The 22,098-nt window shown below is 55.5% G+C and carries 26 protein-coding genes; 17 read left to right on the forward strand and 9 right to left on the reverse strand.

What is annotated here, in order from left to right; all coding sequences use genetic code 11:
- Window positions 1–32: 32 nt before the first annotated feature.
- Window positions 33–989: a tyrosine recombinase XerC gene (locus BLU05_RS09410; protein WP_091879472.1), complete on the reverse strand. Its 957-nt coding sequence runs from the start codon at window positions 987–989 to the stop codon at window positions 33–35.
- A gap of 140 nt (window positions 990–1,129) precedes the next feature.
- Here BLU05_RS09410 and rimM point away from each other — a divergent pair, with 140 nt between their 5' ends.
- From rimM to leuC, 7 genes are all read left to right on the forward strand, one after another.
- Window positions 1,130–1,708, forward strand: a complete 579-nt coding sequence (gene rimM / locus BLU05_RS09415) for a ribosome maturation factor RimM (RefSeq protein WP_091879474.1) — start codon at window positions 1,130–1,132, stop codon at window positions 1,706–1,708.
- Window positions 1,705–2,418, forward strand: coding sequence for a tRNA (guanosine(37)-N1)-methyltransferase TrmD (gene trmD, locus BLU05_RS09420; RefSeq protein ID WP_091879475.1), 714 nt, complete (start codon window positions 1,705–1,707; stop codon window positions 2,416–2,418). The genes rimM and trmD overlap by 4 nt, the downstream gene beginning before the upstream one ends.
- A 14-nt stretch (window positions 2,419–2,432) precedes the next feature.
- A complete protein-coding gene (locus BLU05_RS09425) occupies window positions 2,433–2,960 on the forward strand; it encodes a GNAT family N-acetyltransferase (protein ID WP_210184600.1) in 528 nt (175 codons plus the stop codon).
- Between the two features lie 192 nt (window positions 2,961–3,152).
- Complete coding sequence (gene rplS, locus BLU05_RS09430) at window positions 3,153–3,605, forward strand: 50S ribosomal protein L19 (protein ID WP_091880211.1); 453 nt, start codon at window positions 3,153–3,155, stop codon at window positions 3,603–3,605.
- Between the two features lie 210 nt (window positions 3,606–3,815).
- The gene (locus tag BLU05_RS09435; RefSeq protein ID WP_091879476.1) at window positions 3,816–4,610 is read left to right on the forward strand and encodes a basic amino acid ABC transporter substrate-binding protein; all 795 of its coding nucleotides are present in this window, start codon (window positions 3,816–3,818) and stop codon (window positions 4,608–4,610) included.
- 69 nt (window positions 4,611–4,679) lie between these two features.
- The gene (locus BLU05_RS09440) at window positions 4,680–5,429 is read left to right on the forward strand and encodes an amino acid ABC transporter permease (RefSeq protein WP_244518241.1); all 750 of its coding nucleotides are present in this window, start codon (window positions 4,680–4,682) and stop codon (window positions 5,427–5,429) included.
- A 337-nt stretch (window positions 5,430–5,766) separates the two neighbouring features.
- Window positions 5,767–7,176 (forward strand): 3-isopropylmalate dehydratase large subunit, encoded by a 1,410-nt coding sequence (gene leuC / locus BLU05_RS09445; RefSeq protein WP_091879479.1) that lies wholly within the window; start codon window positions 5,767–5,769, stop codon window positions 7,174–7,176.
- 113 nt (window positions 7,177–7,289) lie between these two features.
- Here the strand turns inward: leuC and BLU05_RS09450 are convergent, their stop codons facing one another.
- The 6 genes from BLU05_RS09450 to BLU05_RS09475 form a co-directional block, all read right to left on the reverse strand.
- Window positions 7,290–7,718, reverse strand: coding sequence for an OsmC family protein (locus tag BLU05_RS09450; protein ID WP_091879481.1), 429 nt, complete (start codon window positions 7,716–7,718; stop codon window positions 7,290–7,292).
- A gap of 17 nt (window positions 7,719–7,735) precedes the next feature.
- Window positions 7,736–8,197, reverse strand: coding sequence for a preQ(1) synthase (gene queF, locus BLU05_RS09455; RefSeq protein ID WP_091879482.1), 462 nt, complete (start codon window positions 8,195–8,197; stop codon window positions 7,736–7,738).
- A complete protein-coding gene (locus BLU05_RS09460) occupies window positions 8,194–8,580 on the reverse strand; it encodes a 6-pyruvoyl trahydropterin synthase family protein (protein ID WP_091879484.1) in 387 nt (128 codons plus the stop codon). The genes queF and BLU05_RS09460 overlap by 4 nt, the downstream gene beginning before the upstream one ends.
- A 49-nt stretch (window positions 8,581–8,629) precedes the next feature.
- Window positions 8,630–9,289, reverse strand: coding sequence for a 7-carboxy-7-deazaguanine synthase (gene queE / locus BLU05_RS09465; protein WP_091879485.1), 660 nt, complete (start codon window positions 9,287–9,289; stop codon window positions 8,630–8,632).
- A complete protein-coding gene (queC, locus tag BLU05_RS09470) occupies window positions 9,286–9,996 on the reverse strand; it encodes a 7-cyano-7-deazaguanine synthase QueC (RefSeq protein ID WP_091879487.1) in 711 nt (236 codons plus the stop codon). The genes queE and queC overlap by 4 nt, the downstream gene beginning before the upstream one ends.
- A gap of 76 nt (window positions 9,997–10,072) precedes the next feature.
- Window positions 10,073–10,489, reverse strand: coding sequence for a hypothetical protein (locus tag BLU05_RS09475; protein ID WP_139210424.1), 417 nt, complete (start codon window positions 10,487–10,489; stop codon window positions 10,073–10,075).
- 194 nt (window positions 10,490–10,683) lie between these two features.
- Here BLU05_RS09475 and BLU05_RS09480 point away from each other — a divergent pair, with 194 nt between their 5' ends.
- From BLU05_RS09480 to BLU05_RS09500, 5 genes are all read left to right on the forward strand, one after another.
- Complete coding sequence (locus tag BLU05_RS09480) at window positions 10,684–11,157, forward strand: GNAT family N-acetyltransferase (RefSeq protein WP_091879490.1); 474 nt, start codon at window positions 10,684–10,686, stop codon at window positions 11,155–11,157.
- A gap of 382 nt (window positions 11,158–11,539) precedes the next feature.
- Window positions 11,540–11,938 (forward strand): succinate dehydrogenase, cytochrome b556 subunit, encoded by a 399-nt coding sequence (gene sdhC / locus BLU05_RS09485; protein WP_091880213.1) that lies wholly within the window; start codon window positions 11,540–11,542, stop codon window positions 11,936–11,938.
- 13 nt (window positions 11,939–11,951) lie between these two features.
- Window positions 11,952–12,335, forward strand: coding sequence for a succinate dehydrogenase, hydrophobic membrane anchor protein (gene sdhD, locus BLU05_RS09490; protein WP_091879492.1), 384 nt, complete (start codon window positions 11,952–11,954; stop codon window positions 12,333–12,335).
- 2 nt (window positions 12,336–12,337) lie between these two features.
- Entirely contained in the window at window positions 12,338–14,185 is a 1,848-nt protein-coding gene (gene sdhA / locus BLU05_RS09495; protein WP_091879494.1) for a succinate dehydrogenase flavoprotein subunit, read from the forward strand.
- An 18-nt stretch (window positions 14,186–14,203) separates the two neighbouring features.
- Entirely contained in the window at window positions 14,204–14,983 is a 780-nt protein-coding gene (locus BLU05_RS09500) for a succinate dehydrogenase iron-sulfur subunit (protein WP_091879495.1), read from the forward strand.
- A gap of 240 nt (window positions 14,984–15,223) precedes the next feature.
- On the opposite strand, the gene BLU05_RS09505 is transcribed toward BLU05_RS09500, so the two are convergent.
- Window positions 15,224–15,661 carry an OsmC family protein gene (locus BLU05_RS09505; RefSeq protein WP_091879497.1) on the reverse strand — a complete coding sequence of 146 codons (438 nt, stop codon included), beginning with the start codon at window positions 15,659–15,661 and terminating at the stop codon, window positions 15,224–15,226.
- A gap of 189 nt (window positions 15,662–15,850) precedes the next feature.
- Here BLU05_RS09505 and BLU05_RS09510 point away from each other — a divergent pair, with 189 nt between their 5' ends.
- Together BLU05_RS09510 and BLU05_RS09515 are read left to right on the forward strand one after the other, a co-directional pair.
- The gene (locus BLU05_RS09510; protein WP_091879498.1) at window positions 15,851–16,381 is read left to right on the forward strand and encodes a hypothetical protein; all 531 of its coding nucleotides are present in this window, start codon (window positions 15,851–15,853) and stop codon (window positions 16,379–16,381) included.
- Between the two features lie 21 nt (window positions 16,382–16,402).
- The gene (locus BLU05_RS09515) at window positions 16,403–17,440 is read left to right on the forward strand and encodes an aldo/keto reductase (protein WP_091879500.1); all 1,038 of its coding nucleotides are present in this window, start codon (window positions 16,403–16,405) and stop codon (window positions 17,438–17,440) included.
- 17 nt (window positions 17,441–17,457) lie between these two features.
- Here BLU05_RS09515 and BLU05_RS09520 read toward each other — a convergent pair whose 3' ends face one another.
- The gene (locus tag BLU05_RS09520; RefSeq protein ID WP_091879501.1) at window positions 17,458–18,711 is read right to left on the reverse strand and encodes a ubiquinone biosynthesis hydroxylase; all 1,254 of its coding nucleotides are present in this window, start codon (window positions 18,709–18,711) and stop codon (window positions 17,458–17,460) included.
- 121 nt (window positions 18,712–18,832) lie between these two features.
- On the opposite strand from BLU05_RS09520, the gene tesB reads away from it, so the two are divergent.
- The 3 genes from tesB (at window position 18,833) to BLU05_RS09535 (ending at window position 21,700) form a co-directional block, all read left to right on the forward strand.
- Window positions 18,833–19,702 (forward strand): acyl-CoA thioesterase II, encoded by an 870-nt coding sequence (gene tesB / locus BLU05_RS09525; RefSeq protein ID WP_091879503.1) that lies wholly within the window; start codon window positions 18,833–18,835, stop codon window positions 19,700–19,702.
- Between the two features lie 253 nt (window positions 19,703–19,955).
- Entirely contained in the window at window positions 19,956–20,294 is a 339-nt protein-coding gene (locus BLU05_RS09530; protein ID WP_091879505.1) for a P-II family nitrogen regulator, read from the forward strand.
- Window positions 20,295–20,320: 26 nt separating this feature from the next.
- Complete coding sequence (locus BLU05_RS09535; protein ID WP_091879506.1) at window positions 20,321–21,700, forward strand: ammonium transporter; 1,380 nt, start codon at window positions 20,321–20,323, stop codon at window positions 21,698–21,700.
- Window positions 21,701–22,098 lie beyond the last annotated feature (398 nt).

A 22,098-nucleotide genomic window follows, 5' to 3' on the forward strand; every position in this document is an offset into this window, starting at 1 on the left:
CAAATTGTTTGTAACACAGATATTGTCGGTCTTCAGGCGCGGGGATGTGCCTTGTCATAGATTTCCATCAGCCGCTCCGTATCAACGCCGGTATAGACCTGTGTTGTGGAGAGGCTCGCATGGCCGAGCAGTTCCTGAATCGTGCGCAGATCACCGCCGCGTCCAAGCAAATGAGTGGCGAAGGAATGGCGCAGCGCATGCGGGGTTGCCGTGTCGGGCAGGCCAAGCGCACCGCGCATCTTCTGCATGTCGCGCTGGATGATTGCTGGATGCAATTCACCACCGCGCGCGCCGCGGAACAGCGGCTTTCCCTCTTCCAGTTCGTAAGGGCACAGCTTGCGATATTCCTCTACAGCCCTGTGGACAATGGGCAGAAGCGGCACCATACGCGTCTTGTTGCCCTTGCCTGTGATGGGAATGGAGCGGGCCGAAGGGTCGCGCAATGCACTGCCGTCAAGGTTAAGCGCTTCGGAGATGCGCAATCCGCAACCATAAAGCAGGGTCAGGACGGCTGCATTGCGCGCGGCGATCCATGGCTCCTCATTGAGCTGCTCGCCCTTCTCCACCACGCGCCGGGCATCAACAGTGGTCAATGGTTTTGGCAGTGATTTGGGCTGCTTCGGCGCGCGCATGGCAATGGAAGCCGCCGCATTGGCCATGCCCTGCTTTTCCAGATAGCGCAAAAAGGAGCGGATGCCCGCCAGACCACGGCCAAGTGTGCGTGCCCCGGCACCATCATTGCGGCGGCGCGCCAGATAGGATCGCAGATCAGCAATACGCAGGGTCGCAACGTCTTTCAGCGACGGTGGCTCGGCGAGGTGACCAGTGAGAAACTGAAAAAACTGACGGGTGTCGCGCTCATAAGCCTCAAGTGTATTGGCTGCGAGACGACGGGTATTTTTCAGTGATTTCAGCCATTCTTCCCGCGCGGCAATCAGGTCAGGCCGGGCCGAAACAAGAAATTCGGCACTCTGTGGCTGCACGACCATGGCAATACTCCTCAACCCTATTTCCGCCTGACAATGCCACAGCAGTCCTTACGGAGTCGTTTCGCTTGTCCTTCTCACTTGGCGTTTGGCCAAAGACAGAGTAATTCCTCCAACGAAGAAGATAGGAATGGAAAAAGCCTATGGCAAAATTGAATGATCCCGTGCAGCTCGCCATTATCGGTGCAGCGCATGGAACGCGCGGTGAGGTGCGGGTAAAGACTTTTACCGGTGATCCCTTGGCATTGGCTGATTACGGCCTGCTTTATGATGTGACCGGCAGAAGCTTTGAGATATTGGCAATCCGCCCCGCCAATACCGTTGTCGTTGTGCGGTTCCGGGGTGTCAATGACCGCACAATGGCCGAAGCGTTGAATGGAACAATGTTGTTTATTGATCGCGCGCAGCTGCCTGAGGAACTCGACGAAGACGAGTTTTATCATGCGGACCTCATTGGGCTTGATGCGGTTGACGGAGAAGGCAAACCCTATGGCAAAGTCTCGGCCATGTTCAATTTCGGTGGCGGTGATCTCATCGAGCTGACGATACCGGGCCGCCGGCCGATGCTGGTTCCGTTTACACAAGCCGCTGTCCCATCCATCGACGTAAAGGCAGGGCAGGTTGTTATTGATCCGGCTGCGGCTGGGCTGATCGCCGATGAGAACGAGGAAGAAGAGCGGCGCAGGCAGCTTGGCGGCGATGGCGGGAAAGAGCGTCCATGAGCGGCAATGCCGGTTTCCGGGCCACTGTCTTGACACTCTACCCGGAAATGTTCCCGGGACCACTTGGCGTATCCCTCGCAGGCAAGGCATTGGCCGACAAAGCATGGTCGCTTGAGACAGTGCAGATACGCGAATTTGCGACGGACAAGCACCGCATGGTCGATGACACTCCCGCTGGCGGTGGTGCCGGTATGGTGATGAAAGCGGATGTGCTCGCGCGTGCCGTAGACCAAGTGGCTGATGGGCGACCAAGGCTGTTCATGAGCCCACGCGGCAAACCGCTCAGTCAGGAACGGGTGCGAGAGCTTGCCGCAGGTCCGGGTGCCGTCATTTTGTGCGGCCGGTTCGAAGGCGTTGATGAACGGTTGATCGAAGCACGGCAGTTTGAAGAAGTTTCGATCGGCGATTACATCCTGTCAGGCGGTGAGACTGCGGCCATCGTTGTTCTTGATGCAATTGTGCGACTTCTTCCCGGCGTAATGGGCAATGCGCAATCAGGTGAGACGGAGAGCTTTGAGACTGGTCTGCTGGAGCATCCGCAATATACCAAACCGCAGGAGTGGGAAGGGCGGCGTATCCCCGATGTGTTGCTCTCCGGTAATCATGGAGCCATCGAGAAGTGGCGCAAGGCGGAGGCTGAAAAGCTGACGCAGGAGCGACGCCCCGACCTTTGGGATCGCTATCCGCAGGCGAAGAAGCCGCGCAAATAGGCGGAGCCAACACAATGCAGTTTCGAAGCGGTGCGGTGGGTGATATTCCCGCCATTGCAGCAATTGAACGGGCTTCCGCGTTGCGATTCCTTGATATCGGCATGGTGGAGATCGCCAATGATGATCCAACACCCGATGCTGTCTTGCTTGAGCGGATCGGTCAAGATCGCCTTTTTGTCGCCGTTGATGCGAAGCCGATTGCCTTTGTGATTTTTGGCTTGGTCGATGACCAGCTTTATATCGAACAAATCGACGTTGACCCGGAATATACAGGAAAACGCATCGGGGCGGCGCTGATCGGGCTGGTGGAAGAACGAGCCCGCAAAGAAGGCAGGCAAGGGCTTTTGCTTTCAACCTTCCGGGATGTTCCGTGGAATGCACCCTATTACCGCAGGCTTGGCTTCACCGATATTGTTGACGCGGCATTGAGCCCGGCGCTGTTGCAAATCCGGCAAGAGCATATCGAAAGAGGTCTCGACGAAACGCGAAGGGTTTTCATGCAAAAACCTCTCATCCTCGACTCTGCGGCCAATCAGCGTTAAAAAGAATCGCTGCCAGAGGTGACAAAGCGACTTTTATGGTGTATCTGGCCGCCAACTCGGGAAAAACCCAAGTCCACAATCAATGGATGGTGAATTCGCTCCTGCCTCACTAGAGGCATAGAAATGCGGCCAAAGATGCTGCATGGCAAGTGTTGAGCGCTCTGACTGTTTGAAAAGAAAAGGATGAAGACGATGACCGTCGATATTATTCGTCAGCTCGATCTCGAACAGAGAGCAAAGATCGAAGCAAAGCGCACACTGCCTGATTTCAAGCCAGGTGATACAGTCCGCGTTAACGTACGCGTGACGGAAGGTACACGTACCCGCGTTCAGGCTTATGAAGGCGTTTGCATTGCGCGCAATGGCGCAGGCATCAATGAGAACTTCACAGTTCGCAAGATTTCCTACGGTGAAGGCGTTGAACGCGTATTCCCGATTTTCTCACCACTGGTTGAAGGTGTTGAAGTGGTCCGCCGCGGTAAGGTCCGTCGTGCGAAGCTTTACTACCTGCGTGGCCTGACCGGTAAGGCAGCCCGCATTGCCGAGAAGAAAGACAACCGCAAGGGTAAGACTGCTGTTCCAGTCACTGGTACAGCTGAAAAGGTAACGGAAGAAACCGTTGCCAAGGCACCTGCTGCTGAATAAGCGCAGTTTATTTTGAATTTGAAAAGGCGGTCTTCGGGCCGCCTTTTTCTTTTACTCGGTATTCGTCGTAGTTGTCATTCTACAGTTGAAAAAATGATGCTTGCGCAATAGCAAATAAAGCAGTTGCATGCCGCTTCAGGGGATTGACGGGGCCTTTACAAAGTGAAATTTGTGCTTCGCTTGATCAAAACGCAATATTAGAGGTCTGACATGAATTTGCGATCCGTTATTCTGGCGGGGCTAATGCTCGCCGCAGTGCCGTTTTCGGCTTTGGCTGCGCAACTGCCCGATCTGGGCGGCAAGAAGGTTGCCGTTGTTACGGAAAATGCCTATCCGCCTTTGCAATTTATCGATCCAAAAACCGGCAAGGCTGTGGGCTGGGAATATGATGCCATGAATGAAATCGCCAAGCGATTGAATTTTAAGGTGGAGTATCTGAACACGAGCTGGGATGCGATGATCCAGTCGGTGGCCGATAACCAGTATCAGATCGGCATGACAGGCATTACCATCAATGACGAGCGCAAGCAGAAGGTGGATTTCTCCGAGCCCTATATGCGTTCGGAGCAATTCATGCTGGTTCGCAGTGATGAAAAGCGTTTCTCGGATGCAAAAGGCTTTGCAGAAATCAAGGATGGTCTCGTCGGGGCTCAGCCCGGCACAACCAATTTCTATGTAGCCGTCTATAATCTGCTTGATGGTAACGAGCAAAACCCGCGTATCAAGCTGTTCGAGACGTTTGGTGCGACCATTCAGGCACTCAAGACCGGTGACGTCGATGTCGTTCTGACAGACAGCACGGCGGGCAAGGGCTATGTGGATGCATCGGATGGCAAGTTGAAGCTCGTGGGCGGCCCGCTGGGCGCGGAAGATTTCGGCTTCATCTTTGCCAAGGGCTCTGATCTCGTCGCCCCTGTTAATGCAGCCATTGCTGCCATGAAGGCTGACGGTACCTTTGATGCGCTGAACAAGAAGTGGTTTCTCGACTACAAGCTTGGCCAATAGTTGTCGATTCCCTCACAGAACAGAAGTCCTTTTGTCAAAAAGGACTTCCCCTGGTGGCTGGTCGTTGCGGTGGCAATCGCCATTGCGCTTGGCATAGCCATTCTCGTCAGTGATATTTACGGGCAAGTTTTTTCCACAGTCTCGCAAGGCATCTGGATTACCATCTGGGTATCGCTTCTTGCCTTCTGTCTGGCATCGGGACTCGGCCTTCTGCTCGCAGTCATGAGCCTTTCCGAACACATCGTCTTGCGTCAGACGGCGCGGTTCTATGTCGAGATTGTCCGCGGCATACCCTTGCTGGTGCTTCTGTTCTACATCGCATTTGTTGGCGCGCCTGCCATTGTCGCGCTCTGGAATTTCATCACCCATCCGCTGCAAAATGCCGGACTGTTTGAGCCTTTGCAGGTGCGGGATTTTTCTTTGTTGTGGCGGGCAATCATCGCGCTGACGCTCGCTTATGCGGCGTTTCTGGCGGAAATCTTCCGTGCAGGCATTCAGGCCGTTGATAAGGGGCAGATCGAGGCGGCAAAGGCACTTGGCCTGAAACGGTTCCAGCGGTTCCGTTTAATCGTGATACCGCAGGCGCTGCGCACTATTCTGCCACCCTATGGCAATGACTTCATTTCGATGGTGAAGGATTCTTCGCTTGTATCCGTGCTTGGCGTTGTTGATGTCACGCAAATGGGCAAGGTCTATGCATCAGGATCATTCCGTTTCTTCGAAACCTATTCCGTCGTCGCCTATGTCTATCTGATCCTGACGATCAGCCTGTCACTGGGGCTGCGCTGGATCGAGGCACGGTTGAATGATCGGAATTAAGCCTGCGGTACCAAGCATCTGCCTCAAGAAAAGGCATTGCATTCCCGGTCAAAGCGCGGGTTGCAAATGGCAGGTGAAAGCAGCCGGAAACGGAAACAACGGTCGCAAGACCGCCCAGCACAACAATACGCCGCGAAACCATTTGCGCCTCCCTTTTGCCGCTCGCAAACGAAATGGCTCGGGAATCGCGGTAAAATCATGGAGAAACCGGCTGTCATCGCGGCGCTTTGTCGCCGAAATATTACTTTTATCGCTTGTTTCTTGACGTAAGTGGGCACCGAGTGCATATGTCCACGACATAATCTTACAGCACCATACCATTGCCGAGGATATCGCGATGACTGCGCCACGTACACTCTATGACAAGATCTGGGATGATCATCTGGTTGATCAGCAGGCCGATGGCACCTGCCTTCTTTATATTGATCGTCACCTTGTTCATGAAGTGACCAGTCCGCAGGCTTTCGAAGGGCTCCGTCTTACGAACCGCAAGGTCCGCCATCCCGAGAAGACATTGGCTGTGGTTGACCACAATGTGCCAACCTCGCCGGATCGCGTCAACGGCATCAAGAACGAGGAAAGCCGCATTCAGGTTGAGGCGCTTGCCAAGAATGCCCTGGATTTTGGTGTCGAGTATTATTCCGAGAAGGATATTCGTCAGGGTATCGTGCACATCATTGGACCAGAGCAGGGCTTCACCCTGCCGGGTATGACGATTGTATGCGGCGATAGCCACACCTCGACGCATGGCGCCTTTGGCGCGCTGGCCCATGGTATCGGCACGTCGGAAGTCGAGCACGTATTGGCAACCCAGACGCTGATCCAGTCAAAAGCCAAGAACATGCTGGTGCGCGTTGATGGCGTTCTGCCAGCTGGCGTTACCGCCAAGGACATTATTCTGGCCATTATCGGCGAGATCGGTACAGCCGGTGGCACCGGCTATGTCATCGAATATGCGGGCGAAGCCATTCGCGCGCTGTCGATGGAAGGCCGCATGACCATCTGCAACATGTCGATTGAAGGCGGTGCCCGTGCAGGTCTGATTGCACCTGACGAGATTACCTTTGCCTATGTGAAGGACAAGCCGCGCGCGCCGAAGGGTGAAACTTTCGATCAGGCGGTCGAATACTGGAAAACGCTCCAGACCGATGAAGGCGCGCATTTCGACAAGGTTGTTGTGCTCAATGCTGCTGACCTGCCGCCAATCGTTTCCTGGGGCTCATCGCCTGAGGATGTGATTGCCATCACCGGTTCCGTACCCAATCCCGATGAAATTCCAGATGAAACCAAGCGCACCTCGAAGTGGCGCGCGCTCGACTATATGGGCTTGAAGCCGGGTACACCGATGACCGACATCAAGCTGGATCGTGTCTTCATTGGCTCCTGCACCAATGGCCGCATCGAAGATCTGCGCGCTGTCGCTAAGGTCGTTGAGGGCCGCACAGTGGCTGAAACGGTTGATGCGATGATTGTTCCGGGCTCCGGTCTGGTCAAGGAACAGGCGGAAGCTGAAGGCCTCGACAAGATTTTCAAGGCTGCCGGTTTTGATTGGCGTGAGCCGGGTTGTTCCATGTGCCTGGCGATGAATGATGACCGGCTGAAGCCGGGCGAGCGTTGTGCTTCCACTTCAAATCGCAATTTCGAAGGACGACAGGGCTTCAAGGGCCGCACCCATCTCGTTTCGCCAGCCATGGCGGCGGCGGCGGCGATTGCCGGTCACTTCGTCGATATCCGCGAGTGGAAGTAAGCTTCTTTACATCGCGACCTGCAACATGACGGGGCCATTGGCCCCGTTTTTTTGTGAGCATGAATGGTGCGGGCTTCTTCTGCCGTCAAAGGCAATGTTGCTCGTCCGGAGCGCTAGTCCGCCAGCGTTGTTGTGAAAGCTGGATCGCCTTGCAATGTGTTGCTCACGGTACAAATCTCGGTCTCGGCTGCCTCAACGATGGCATGTTTTGTCGCTTCATCGATATCGCCTGTTATCATGAAGGCAATGTGGAAGCGCTCTATACGGGAAAGACCTTCCTTCGCCTTGTCACCGGTAACGTGGGCCTGAACAGATTCCAGCTTGTCGGCAACACCGAAACGGGAAGCCGCTATTTTGGCACTGAGGACAAGGCAGGCGGAAAGCGACGCATAAAGCAGATCAAGCGGTCCAAAACCCGGTTCTGAAACCGAATGAGCGACGTTCAGCACACCGCCCGTATGGGAAGTAACAACCGGTTGGCCGCCGCGTTGCAGAACAGCCGTCGCGCCGACATCCCGTGTTCTTACCTTGAGCTCAGCCATTTGATTGTTCCTTTGTCTTAGCCGCGTCCACGATAGGCGGGTACGCCCTGATCAGGCAACCAGAGTCCTTCCGGGACAGGTCCGGTCTGCCAGAACACATCAATCGGGATACCGCCGCGCGGATACCAGTAGCCGCCGATGCGCAGCCATAATGGCTTCACGGCGTCGACAATCCGCTTGCCGATACTGACAGTGCAGTCTTCGTGGAATGCACCATGGTTGCGGAAGCTGGTCAGAAACAGTTTCAGCGACTTGGATTCGAGCAATGCCTGATCCGGCGCGTAATCGATCACCAGATGGCCGAAATCCGGCTGGCCCGTTACAGGGCACAGCGAGGTGAATTCCGGGCAGGCAAAGCGGGCGAGAAAGAGTGTTCCCGCCTGCGGGTTAGGTACAGCGTCGAGCAGCGCCTCATCGGGATGATGGGGAATAGGTACATCCTTGCCCAGCATCGTTGCCTGTTCTGCATAGTGACTCATGCCGCCTCCTCCAGCGTTTCAAACTCGCCCTGATATTCGCAGCCCTCGCCGCAACTGTCGCGGTAAATGCCGATCTCGGCCAGTGCCGGAATATCCGAAGCAATGCGCCGCCATAGCCATATGGCGATGCTCTCCAGCGTCGGCAACTCCAGACCGTCAATTTCATTGAGATATCGATGGTCTAATGCATGGCGAGCGCTTTTAATGGCGGTTTTGACGGTGCCCAGATCGGCAATCAGTCCGGTTTTCGGATCAGGTCTGCCCTGCAGGGTGACGCGAACGCGAAAACTGTGGCCATGCAGACGCTGGTTGACGTGCCCATCCGGAAAAGAGTGCGGCAGATGGTGCGCCGCTTCAAAGGTGAAGTCGGTAAAGATTCTCATGGTGTTCCTCATCGGCACTGGCGCAATAGGCGCCCGCCAAAACTGCCCTTTAGGGCAAGCCAATCAATTTATGTGTCTGCGTGCTCAGCCGCCAAAGCGGATGGGCGAGGCAATAGGCCGCTGCAGATGCCACATGCCGGGCGGTTTGCGCCGGATCACCGATGACGTCAAGGGGCTGCAAATAGAAATGCTGAAATGGGAGCCGTTCGAAATGGATGGGATCGGTTGCTGCTTCCGCCTGCGGATAGACGAGTTTGATCTCGTGACCACTGGTCTGAACAAGCTTGGTATTGGCCTTGGGCGAAACACAGATCCAGTCGATACCTTCAGGGGCTGCAATCGTGCCATTGGTTTCGACACCGACTTCAAATCCCCTGGCATGAAAGGCGTCAATCAACGGCTTGTCCAATTGCAACAGCGGTTCGCCGCCTGTGCAGATGACATAGGGCTTGCCATTGGAGCGCTCGCCCCTTGGCCATGCATTGGCAACAGCACCGGCAAGTGCATCGGCCGTTTTGAACTTGCCGCCGCCGGGGCCATTGACGCCGACGAAATCTGTATCGCAGAACCGGCATTGGGCATCGGCACGATCGCGTTCAAGCCCTGACCACAGATTGCATCCGGCGAACCGCATGAACACGGCGGCGCGGCCAGTGTGATTGCCTTCGCCCTGAAGCGTCAGATAGATTTCTTTGACGGCGTAGGTCACGCGGCTTCTGCCTTGAATTTGTGCCAGCCACCAGCGCGCAGTTCGCAGGCCGGGCAGGTGCCGCAACCATAGCCCCATGCATGGCGGGTGGAACGATCACCAAGATAGCAGGTGTGGGTGTTTTCAACGATCATATCGAGCAATGGTTCACCGCCGATATCACGGGCCAGAGCGAAGGTTTCGGCTTTATCCAGCCACATCAATGGTGTTTCGATGGTGATACGGCGATCCAGCCCCAATGAAAGCGCCACTTGCTGCGCCTTGAGTGTGTCGTCGCGGCAATCGGGGTAGCCGGAATAATCAGTCTCGCACATGCCGCCAACAATGACGCGCAGTCCGCGCCGATAGGCGAGCGCGGCGGCGAGCGTGAAAAACAGGAGATTGCGGCCCGGGACAAATGTATTGGGCAGGCCATTTTCGGCCATTTCGATGGCAATATTGCCAGTCATGGCAGTAGCGCCAAGCTGACCAATCACACTGGCATCCAGCCTGTGATCATCGCCGAGCCGCGCGGCCCATTGCGGAAATTGCTCGATCAGCTTGGCCCGGAAGTCGTCGCGCACATCAAGCTCCACGCGGTGACGCTGGCCATAGTCGAAACCGACTGTTTCCACCCGGTCAAACCGGGAGAGCGCCCAGGCGAGACAGGTTGCGGAATCCTGCCCGCCGGAAAAAAGGACGAGTGCGCCATCAGCGTTACGAGCCATGAATGAACCTCTTCAATGAAGCGGCCCCCATACAGGGCGCGGGTCAGCGAGGCAAATCAAATGTGAAAAGATTGGGCTATTGGCAGCCCGGAAGGCCGAGAATAGGTGTTTCGTTGCGGTCAATGCCGTACATATAACCGCGTCCCCGTATGACGATGGGGCCGTCGCAACTGGTGTTAGGCGCCGGTATAACGCCGACTACATAGGGGTCCCCGGGTGGTGAGATGATGGCAGGGCCCCGGCCACGTTTGTAAACCGGGACCTTCCGGCGCAATTCCTGCACGAGCGCATCGGATTTGGCGGATGTCGAACCAACGAATATCATTTTGGGACCGGATGGGTCCTGCACGACGATATTGCCATATTCGTCACCATAGGCATCGGCCAGATTGATGTCGTATGCAGCCGCGTTCTGGATCGCAACAAAAGAGGCTGCAAGCGCCACGACGCTGGACAATAAAAGCGCGGTCATTTGCCTGCGTGGGTCGAACATCGACAAGCCCCTCTTCTGATCCAGCTGCGATCACGACAAGCATTAACCTATTATTAACGCTTGTCATCCGTCAAAAAGCTTTTGAATCGATTTTTGCCGGGGTACGCCGGTTGACGTGCGCAGCACAATCAACCAATCCTCAATATCAGCGGGACAGCCGAAAGTGCTGCCAGAATGAAAGGGATGATGCGACCATGACGACAAAGACCGCAGACGAACACGCCGTCGACATTTCTCTGCTGCATCTGAACGATGCCCATGAGTTTGCGCCCCTTCTGGCAAGCTATGCGCAGGCGCTCAAGCGTGGTGCGCCACGCCGTCCTGATGATTATTACGCCGAAAACCTGTTGCGCGACCGCGCTGCGGAAATCGCTGGCGCAAGGCTTGATGGTCATCTGGTCGGCTTCGTTATTTTCTATGATTTGCCCGAGCCTGTTTCAGGCATGCGGGCGGGGCAGGTGGATCATATCTATGTGCATCATGATCATCGCGGCAAAGGCATCGCCAAGGCACTGATCGATGTGCTCGCCGACAAGGCGGAAGAGCGCGGCTGGACCAAATTGTCGCTCAATGCACCGCGCCTTCCGGAAGATGGCCGCAAACTTTACGAGCAGATTGCTGCGCCTGCCGACTGGACGAGTTTCATTATCCGCTTCGGCAACCAGTAAAAACTGGCCCCACTCTTGGACTAAAGACGAACGGAACATCCTGAGAACGACTCGGAATGTTCCGTTCGCGTTTGCACAATAGGGCGTCCGAAGGCGGCAAAATCGATTAAACTGGACAGACTCACTCAAATAAAATTGATCGGGTTTAAAGGGCAAAATGAGACCCTTTTGAACCCGATATCGCGCTTTAAACGATTGAATTTTCTAAACAAACCTTATGGGCTTGCTATTGGTGCCAATTCGCCGCATGAGGGGGGTGAATGGGCCTTTGACGCAGTGCAAAAACGGGACTAAAACCCTTCTAAATTTGCCTCTATCCAGCCTTTCGGCCCTGCCCGTCAATCAAGGTTCAAATGGCGCGGCGCTTATCATTGGGGACGCTATGAGCAAGACAAACCTGCATGCGAACCGGCCACTGTCGCCGCATCTGCAAATCTACAAACTAATTCCCACCATGGTCATGTCCATCGTTCACCGCATCACCGGTGGAGCGCTCTATTTCGGCACGTTGCTGGTGGCATGGTGGTTGATTGCGACAGCCACGAGCGAGGCGCAGTTCAACTTCGTCAGCTGGGTGCTTGGTTCGTGGATCGGCCTTCTGGTTTTGCTTGGCTACACTTGGGCGCTCCTGCACCATATGATCGGTGGTATCCGCCATCTCATCTGGGATACAGGCCGTGGCCTTGACAAGCACACCACCACGAAGATGGCCTGGGCTTCTCTTGTTCTCTCCATCGCGCTGACGGTCCTGATCTGGGTCGCCGCGTTCACGATTTTGTAAAGGAGGCGGGACAATGAGCGATATGCGCACACCGCTTAAAAAAGTTCGCGGACTTGGTTCTGCGCATGAGGGTACGGATCATTTCTGGCGCCAGCGTTTGACGTCGGTTGCCAACATTCCGTTGCTTCTGTTTTTCATCGGTCTGATCGTTTATCTGCACGGCGCAAGCTTTGCGGAAACGAGGGCCGCTCTTTCACACCCGCTGATCGCGCTGGTGCTGCTGATGGTGATCATTTCTGGTCTCGTTCACATGCGCTTGGGCATGCAGGTCATCATCGAAGACTACGTAACAAGTGAAGGCAAGAAGATCGCCTGTCTGATGCTGAATACGTTTTTCACCCTCGTGGTGGGCGTTGCCTGCGTCTTTGCGATCATCAAGCTGAGCTTCGGAGGCTAATCTTGGCAGCAACAGACAAGAACAGGACTGTCGGCAAGGACGGCAAGGCCTATACATTCGTGGACCACAAATTTGATGTGGTGGTGGTTGGTGCTGGCGGTGCGGGTTTGCGCGCCACGCTTGGCATGGCCGAGCAGGGTCTGAAGACGGCGTGCATCACCAAGGTTTTCCCGACCCGCTCACATACGGTTGCGGCGCAGGGCGGTATCGCCGCTTCACTGAGCAATATGGGTCCGGATTCATGGCAGTGGCACATGTACGATACCGTCAAGGGATCGGACTGGCTCGGTGATACGGATGCGATGGAATATCTGGCGCGTGAAGCGCCAGCTGCGGTCTACGAGCTGGAGCATTACGGTGTGCCGTTCTCGCGTACCGAAGCGGGCAAGATTTATCAGCGTCCCTTTGGTGGCCATATGATGAACTACGGTGACGGTCCGCCCGTACAGCGCACTTGCGCTGCGGCTGACCGTACAGGCCACGCGATCCTGCACACGCTTTACGGCCAGAGCCTGCGCCACAATGCGCAGTTCTTTATCGAATATTTCGCGCTTGATCTCATTCAGGATGCGGATGGCACGATTACCGGTGTTGTTGCCTGGAATCTCGATGACGGCACGATCCATCGTTTTGCCGCCAAGATGGTTGTTCTGGCAACCGGCGGTTACGGGCGCTCCTATTTCTCCGCAACATCAGCCCACACCTGTACGGGTGATGGCGGCGGCATGGTCGCCCGCGCTGGCTTGCCATTGCAGGATATGGAGTTCGTTCAGTTCCACCCAACAGGTATTTACGGCGCAGGCTGCCTGATCACCGAAGGCGCACGCGGCGAGGGTGGTTATCTCGTCAACTCTGAAGGTGAGCGCTTCATGGAGCGTTATGCGCCATCGGCCAAGGATCTGGCCTCGCGTGACGTGGTTTCCCGCTGCATGACGATGGAAATTCGCGAAGGCCGCGGCGTTGGCAAGGACAAGGATCATATCTTCCTGCATCTTGACCATCTGGACCCGGCTGTTCTGCATGAGCGTCTGCCTGGTATTTCGGAATCGGCCAAGATTTTCGCCGGTGTCGACTTGACCAAGGAACCTATCCCCGTTCTGCCGACAGTGCATTACAATATGGGCGGCATCCCGACCAATTATTGGGGTGAAGCACTCAATCCAACCAAGGATGATCCGGATCGTATCCAGCCGGGTCTGATGGCTGTCGGTGAAGCAGGGTGCGCTTCCGTGCATGGCGCCAACCGTCTTGGCTCGAATTCGCTGATCGATCTCGTGGTGTTCGGCCGTGCTGCCGCAATCCGCGCCGGTCAGGTTATTGACCGCAACGCCAAGATACCGACGATCAACGAAGCATCGGTTGAAAAGATCATGGAGCGCTTTGACCGTCTTCGTTTTGCCGATGGTGGAACACCGACGGCGGTTCTGCGTGAAAAGATGCAGAAGACAATGCAGGAAGATGCAGCCGTGTTCCGCACCTCGGAATCGCTGAAATCCGGTGTTGAGCGGATGGAGAAAATCTGGAGCGAGCTGCCAGATGTCAAGGTCACCGACCGTTCAATGATCTGGAATTCCGACCTGGTGGAAACACTGGAGCTGGAAAACCTGATGGCCAATGCGCTGACGACAGTGGTTGCCGCCGAAGCCCGCAAGGAAAGCCGCGGCGCCCATGCGCATGAGGATTTCCCCAAGCGCGATGACGTCAACTGGCGCAAGCACAGCCTTGCCTGGCTTTCGCCCGATGGTGAGGTCAAACTCGACTACCGTCCGGTTCATCTTGACCCGCTGGTCAAGGAAGAGGATGGCGGCATCAGCCTCGCCAAGATCGCGCCGAAAGCGCGCGTTTATTGATCAAGGGACCAGAGCATTATGGTTGAACTTGCACTTCCCAAAAATTCGAAGATGCGTCCCGGCAAGACCTGGGACCGTCCGAAGGGCGCCAATAATATTCGCGAATACCGCATCTATCGCTGGTCGCCGGATGATGGCGAAAACCCGCGCATCGATACCTATTATGTCGATCTTGATGATTGCGGTCCGATGGTTCTCGACGGCCTGTTGTGGATCAAGAACAAGATCGATCCAACGCTGACGCTGCGCCGCTCCTGCCGTGAAGGTATTTGTGGTTCCTGCGCGATGAACATCGACGGAACAAACACGCTTGCCTGTACCAAGGGCATGGACGAGATCAAGGGCGCGGTCAAAATCTATCCTTTGCCGCATCTTCCCGTGGTCAAGGATCTGGTACCTGATCTGTCAAATTTCTATGCCCAGCATCGTTCGATTGAGCCTTGGCTCAAGACCGTGTCGCCGGAGCCTGCGAAAGAATGGCTGCAGAGCCACGATGACCGCGCCAAGCTTGATGGCCTGTACGAATGCATCCTGTGCGCCTGCTGCTCGACATCCTGCCCGAGCTATTGGTGGAACGGCGATCGCTATCTTGGACCGGCAGTCCTGTTGCAAGCCTATCGCTGGCTGATCGACAGCCGCGACGAGGCAACGGGCGAACGTCTCGACAATCTGGAAGACCCGTTCCGGCTCTATCGCTGCCACACCATCATGAACTGCGCGCAGACTTGCCCCAAGGGATTGAACCCCGCCAAGGCAATTGCAGAGATCAAGAAGATGATGGTCGAACGCCGGGTTTAGCAGGTTAGCAATACCCGTTTGTGGTTGTGGTTCGTGGTTCGTGGTTCGACAAGCTCACCATGAGGGAGAGTGAGGATGCAACGATAATCGCAAAGGTTGCAGCTCAAAGGGTGCAGAACTTGGCTCCCTTTCATCACCCCTCTCTCTCATGGTGAGCTTGTCGAACCACGAACCACGCACAACTGATTGAACAAAACGGGCGCATTTGCGCCCGCTTTGTTTGAATTGTAGAAGCATTATTCACGCCAGCTTTACATCAAGCGTTACCTGAATAGCGCCAAGTGCCTTGGAAAGCGGGCAGGACGCCTTTGCCTGTTCGGCAAGTTTGGCAAAAGTGTCCGCATCAATGCCGGGCACATCGCCGACCAGCGTGATTGCGCTTTTGGTGATTTCAAAACCGCCGCCTGCGGCAGGATTAATGCTCACGGCTGCCTTGGCATCGAGCTTTTCAGCCGGAGTGCCGTTTTCCGCGAGAAAGTGGGAAAGCTGCATGGCAAAGCAGCCTGCGTGCGCCGCTGCCAGAAGCTCTTCCGGATTGGTCCCTGACGTGCCGCTCGCATCCTCGAAACGTGCTTTGAAGTTATAGGGAAGGCCCTTGAGCGCGCCACTTTGCGTATCAAGCGTGCCCGTGCCGTCTTTCAAGGCGCCTTTCCAGATTGCCGTCGCTTGTCTGTCCATCGCTCATTCTCCCTTGGTTGGTATGTCCGGGCTTCTGCCCTCTTGCTAACGCCAGAACACTACAGCAGTTCCGTGTCATAGATACGATGTTGGAACTTGCTAGATTTTACAAGCTGCGGCAACAATGGGGTCTTTTCCAAAGACGGACTTTTGATTAATCAGTTTATTGGGGCGAATGGGGTTTTAAATATGCATATTGTACTTGCTGTGATTGGAATTTTGGGCGCAGGGCTTATCTGGTGGTATCGCATTCGCATGCTCGGGGACGCAGCCAGCGAGGTTGCCGATGGTGTTGGCCGGGCACGCGGTTATTTCCGCAGGCAGAAAATCCGTCGGCAAACGGAACATTCGCCGCTTACGGCAATCAACGATCCGGTACTCGCAGCCGCCACAGTTATCTACGCCATTCTTACGGAAGATATGCCGCATTCGGATAGTTATGCCGAGGCTGTGCGTGCGGAAATTCTGGAGATCAGCGATGCCGCCAAGGCCGAGGAAGCCGTGATTTATGCCAAATGGGCAAATGATCAGATTGGCGACACGGTGATCGTGATCAACAAAACGTCACCTTTGTTGCGCCAGCAGTTGAACGATGTGGAAAAGCAGGATTTGATTGCTATGGTGGCCAAGGCCGCTGCCGCAGTACAGACCTCCCCTCACTACGGCCAGCGCGTCCGGAAGCTGAAGCAAAAGCTCGGCCTCGAAATTGATCGCTCTTGAATTCAAAACAGGAAAATCCCCGTGAAACTGAAAAAGCTTGGCCGGACGGATATTGACGTCACGGAAATTTGCCTCGGCACCATGACCTGGGGCGTACAGAACACCGAAGCGGATGCGCATGCCCAGATCGACCATGCGCTCGAATCCGGAATAAACTTCATGGATACGGCGGAAATTTATGCCGTTCCGCCAACCGCTGAAACCTATGGCAAGACCGAAACCTATATCGGTACTTGGTTCAAGAAGACCGGCAACCGCGATAAATTCGTGCTGGCAACGAAAATTGCTGGCGGCGGACGCAACAGCTGGATTCGCGGTGGCAGCCTGATGAGCAGGTCGACAATTGCCGAAGCGGTTGATGGCAGTTTGAAGCGCCTGCAGACAGATTATATCGATCTTTATCAGGTACACTGGCCGGTGCGTGGCCACTATCATTTCGGTTCCGGTTGGGAATATGCGCCGCATCATCAGAACAGGGCCGAGGTGGTTCCGCAGATTGAGGAAGCGCTCGCCGGTCTCGATGATATGGTGAAGGCGGGAAAGATCCGGCATATCGGTCTTTCCAATGAAACCGCATGGGGTATTGCGCAATGGCTGAAACTGGCCGAACGCAAGGATCAACCGCGCGTTGTTTCGGTGCAGAACGAATATAGCCTTCTGCAGCGTGCCTTTGACCTTGATCTGGCAGAGCTCAGCCATCACGAAGATGTCGGACTTCTCGCCTATTCGTCTCTGGCTTCGGGTGTTCTCACCGGCAAATATCTGGATGGAAAAGTACCGGCTGGCTCGCGCGCATCCTTGCAGGCGCTATGGCGCAACAGCGAGCATGCCGAACCGGCAATCAGGGCCTATATTGACCTTGCGCACAAGTACGGGCTTGATGTGGCTCAACTGGCTATTGCGTTTGCGCTGAGCAGGCCGTTCGTCACGTCAGTTATTATCGGCGCGACAACCATGGAACAGCTGAAGATCGATATTGGGGCCGCAGATGTAACGCTAACGCCTGACATCTTGAAGGAAATCGAGGCGATCCACCGCACCTACCCCCGACCGCTTTAAGGTAAAGAGAAACTGCTTCAGATCGATTGACCCTGAAGCAGTTTCGGCGATGTCGTTGACAATCCCGCGGCCTGACGGATGAAAAATCCCTTGAGCCGCGGCATGCGCTCCACGAGGCCAAGGCCGAAATCGCGCAGGGCCCGCACCGGCACATTGTCGTTGGAGAACAGACGGTTCAGAACGTCAGTGGTCACACCCATCTGCACGGTGTCGAAACGGCGCCAGGTCTGGTAGCGCTCAAGTACCGCAATGGAGCCGATATCGAGACCAAGGCGATCCGCATCGACAATGGTTTCTGCAATCGCTGCTGCATCCTTGAAGCCAAGATTAAGCCCCTGACCGGCAATCGGGTGAATGCCGTGGGCGGCATCGCCAACCAGTGCAAAGCGCGGTTTGACGAAATCCCGGGCCAGCGTCAGACCAAGCGGGAAAGCCTTGCGCGAGCCTTCAATACGCAGCTCTCCGAGCTTCAGGCCAAAACGCTGTTCAAGTTCCGCTTCGAAGACAAAATCATCCTCTCTGATCAACCGCTCTGCGTCTGCCGTACGCTCGGTCCAGACGAGCGACGAGCGGTTGCCGCTGAGCGGCAGGATGGCAAAGGGGCCAGCGGGAAGGAAATGCTCTTCCGCGCGGCCATTGTGGGGGCGCTCATGCGCTACTGTGCAAACAATGCCGGACTGGCCATATTCCCAGTTTACCGTCTTGATGCCTGCCATATCGCGGAGCCGCGATTTCACGCCATCGGCAGCCAGCAGCAGGCGCGCGCGCAGGCTCTTGTCATCGCCATAACGGACAGTCAGATGAGTTTCCTCATGGTCAAAGCCATGCACGGGAGCGCCTTCAATAAATGTGACGCCAATCGCGTCGGCCTTTGAGCGCAGGGACGCATTGAGCACGCGGTTCTCGACCATGTGCGCAAAGGGTTCACCGGGCTCGATCTCACCATTGAAGGTGAGATATACGGGGCGCACGGGATCGGAGGTGCGCGAATCCGTAACGATCATCTCGTTGATCGGCTGCGCTTTCGGCAGGATTTCCTCCCAGCAGCCCAATCGGTCAAGCATACGGCTTGCAGCAGCGGCAATAGCCGAGGCGCGGGTGTCATTGCGCCAGACGCCAGCCGGGGCTGCATCAATCACCGTGATGGCAAGATGTGGTGCGGAAGATTTCAGCGCGACGGCGGTCGCCATGCCGACATAGCCAGCGCCTGCGATAATGATATCAGTGCTTTCGGGAGTCTTGGATGTGTGTGTCCGGGTTCTTTCAGCCATGATTGCCTCCGGTTTCCCTCTGCTCTTGCGCCCACGGGACGCTTGACTTGTTCACCTGTTCCTGTTGCAAGCGGATTCAGGCACTATTATGCCGACCGTAAGAACAGGAGTCGCGCCCATCATGTCTGATGCCATGAAAGAGCTTTTGTCCATACTCGACCTTGAGACACTTGAACACAACCTGTTTCGAGGTCGCAGTCCGCAAGTTGGCTGGCAACGGGTTTTTGGCGGGCAGGTCATCGGTCAGGCGCTGGTGGCAGCGCAACGCACGGTCGATCCTGAGCGCCATGTGCATTCATTGCATAGTTATTTCATGCGTGCGGGCGACCCGAAAGTGCCGATTATCTATGAGGTTGATCGCATTCGGGACGGCTCGAGTTTCACCACCCGTCGCGTCGTGGCGATCCAGCACGGACATGCGATTTTTTCACTCGAAGCCTCCTTTCAGATTGAGGAAGAAGGTCTTGAACATCAAAAGCCAATACCGCTCGATGTACTCGAGCCGGAAAAGCTGATGAGCGACAAGGACCTGAAGGAACAGTATCTGCAGAACGCACCGGCCAATGTGCGCAAATATTGGGAGCAGGACAGGCCCATCGAAATGAAGCCGCTGTCGCTGACCCACTATTTTACCCGGGAAAAGTTGCCGCCGGAGCAAAATGTCTGGATCAAGGTAACGGGAGCGGTGCCGAATGACCGTGCTGTGCAGGCAGCGGTTCTGGCTTATCTCTCGGATATGACGTTGCTCGATACATCGCTCTACGCCCATGGACGTTCGATTTTCGACAAGGATTTGCAGGTGGCAAGCCTTGACCACGCCATGTGGTTTCATCGTCCCTTCAATTTTGATGACTGGCTGCTTTATACGGCAGACAGTCCGAGCGCTGCGGGCGCGCGCGGCTTCAATCGAGGCGCTTTGTATAGCCGCGACGGCACTCTGATTGCCTCAACGGCGCAAGAAGGCCTAATTCGTGTGCATCCTTCCGAATGAAGGCTGGTTGTCTTGGTATAAATGCCTAATTTTTAATCATGTTGCCGGATAATGCATTGTGCACTGCCGAAGTGATAAAAATATCTTTATATAATCAATAGCTTAGTATTATTTTTCGAGTCTGGCACGGAACTTGAATACTCCTCACCAGTCACCAAGGGCCATCAAGGCTTACGGGATGGGTTCAACGCGGATAGCTGCTGTTCGGGTAATTCCACCTGAAGGGTTCCGCGCCAGCGCAGGGGTATAGTCAATGAAAATTGTGATGGCCATCATCAAGCCGTTCAAGCTGGACGAAGTGCGCGAAGCACTTACCGCTGTCGGCATTCAGGGCCTGACCGTCACCGAGGTGAAGGGTTACGGCCGCCAGAAGGGACACACCGAGATTTATCGTGGCGCGGAATATGCCGTCAGCTTTCTTCCCAAACTGAAAGTGGAAGTGGCTGTGGCGTCAGAGCTCGTCGACACCGCCGTTGAAGCCATCACCGCGGCTGCCAAAACCGGCCAGATCGGTGACGGAAAGATCTTCGTTCTCAGCATCGATCAGGCTGTCCGTATCCGTACGGGCGAAACTGACACTGATGCGCTTTGAGTCATTTGGGGTTTAAGGAGAAAATAATGAAAATTCCAACCAGTCTGACATCCGCGGTGCGCAGTACCCTTCTGGGTTCACTGGCGCTGACCGCATTCGGTTCGCTGGCCGCGCTTGCACAGGAAGCTGCGCCTGCTGTAGCGGATGCAGCCGCCGCTGCCGCGCCGACAGTGAACAAGGGTGACACCGCGTGGATGATGATTTCCAGCGTCCTCGTCCTGTTCATGATCGTTCCGGGCCTTGCCCTGTTCTATGGCGGCCTTGTCCGCGCCAAGAACGTGCTATCCGTCCTCATGCAGTGCACCGGCATCGCTGCGGTCGTGATGGTCATCTGGGTTTTCTACGGCTATTCCTTCGCCTTCGGTGGCGGCACCAGCCCTTACTGGGGCGGGCTCGGCAAGGTCTTCCTGTCGGGTGTTTCAGTGACTTCCGTCGCGCCTACCTTTACCAAGGGCGTCGGCATACCGGAATTCGTTTTCATCTGCTTCCAGATGACCTTCGCTGCCATTACACCGGCTTTGATCATCGGTGCCTTTGCTGAACGTATCAAGTTCTCGGCAACAATCCTGTTCGTTATTCTCTGGGTGACGTTCGTTTACTTCCCGATCGCTCACATGGTCTGGGACCCAGCCGGTTTGATCATGAGTTGGAACGCGCTCGATTTTGCGGGCGGTACCGTTGTTCACATCAATGCCGGTATTGCTGGTCTCGTCGGTGCTCTTGTCATCGGCAAGCGTGCAGGTCTTGGCCGTGATATGATGGCCCCGCATTCCATGCCATTTACAATGATCGGTGCTGCGATCCTCTGGGTTGGCTGGTTCGGTTTCAATGCTGGTTCGGCTCTCGAAGCCAACGGTCAGGCGACCCTTGCCATGATCAACACGTTTACGGCGACAGCAGGCGCGATTATTGCCTGGGTTGGCGTCGAAGCAATCGCCCGCAAGACTGCTTCCATGCTCGGCGCTGCTTCGGGTGTCGTCGCTGGTCTCGTTGCGGTAACACCAGCTGCCGGAACGATTGGCCCGGTTGGCGCGATCTTCCTTGGCGCCGTCGCAAGCGTCATCTGCTATTACATGGTTGCAGTGGTCAAACCGAAGCTCGGCTATGACGACAGTCTCGATGTTTTCGGCGTGCATGGCATCGGCGGTATCATTGGCGCCGTAGGCACCGGTATTCTCACCAGCACGAGCCTTGGTGGTATCGGCTATCCCGTAGAAGGCATGACGATGGGTGCGCAAGTGCTCATCCAGATCAAGGCTGTGCTCGTCACGCTGGCCTGGAGCGGTATCGGCTCGTTTATCCTCTACAAGATCGTGGATGTTGTGGTTGGTCTGCGTCCGACAGCCGAAGCTGAATCCATTGGTCTCGACCTCACTTCACATGGTGAAGCCGCTTATCACAATTAGCATTTGGCTTATGGTCAGAATTGAGAGGGCCCGGTTTTCCGGGCCCTTTTTGTTGCAAATAATGCGTGGGGGATGAGTGCCGTGCGTACGTGGTTCGTGGTTCGACAAGCTCACCATGAGGGAGAGAGGTGATGAAAGGGGCCATATTCTGAAACTTTTGCGATCTGCAATGTTTGTGTTCTGAAATGTCGGCAATTGGCGTTGCATCCTCACTCTCCCTCATGGTGAGCTTGTCGAACCACGAACCACAAACGAGCAACCACACTCACGCAACCATTTTCGCGGAGTGCGAATTTTCACAGCAAAATAATAGCGATGAAGGGAATTTTGCTCAAGTCCGCCATGGTTAATGCCCCCTTAACCATCCACACCGTAACGTGGGAATCGAATCTGCGGTT

Origin of the sequence: Phyllobacterium sp. OV277, from assembly GCF_900104355.1 — a bacterium.
In the GTDB taxonomy this organism is placed as follows: domain Bacteria; phylum Pseudomonadota; class Alphaproteobacteria; order Rhizobiales; family Rhizobiaceae; genus Phyllobacterium.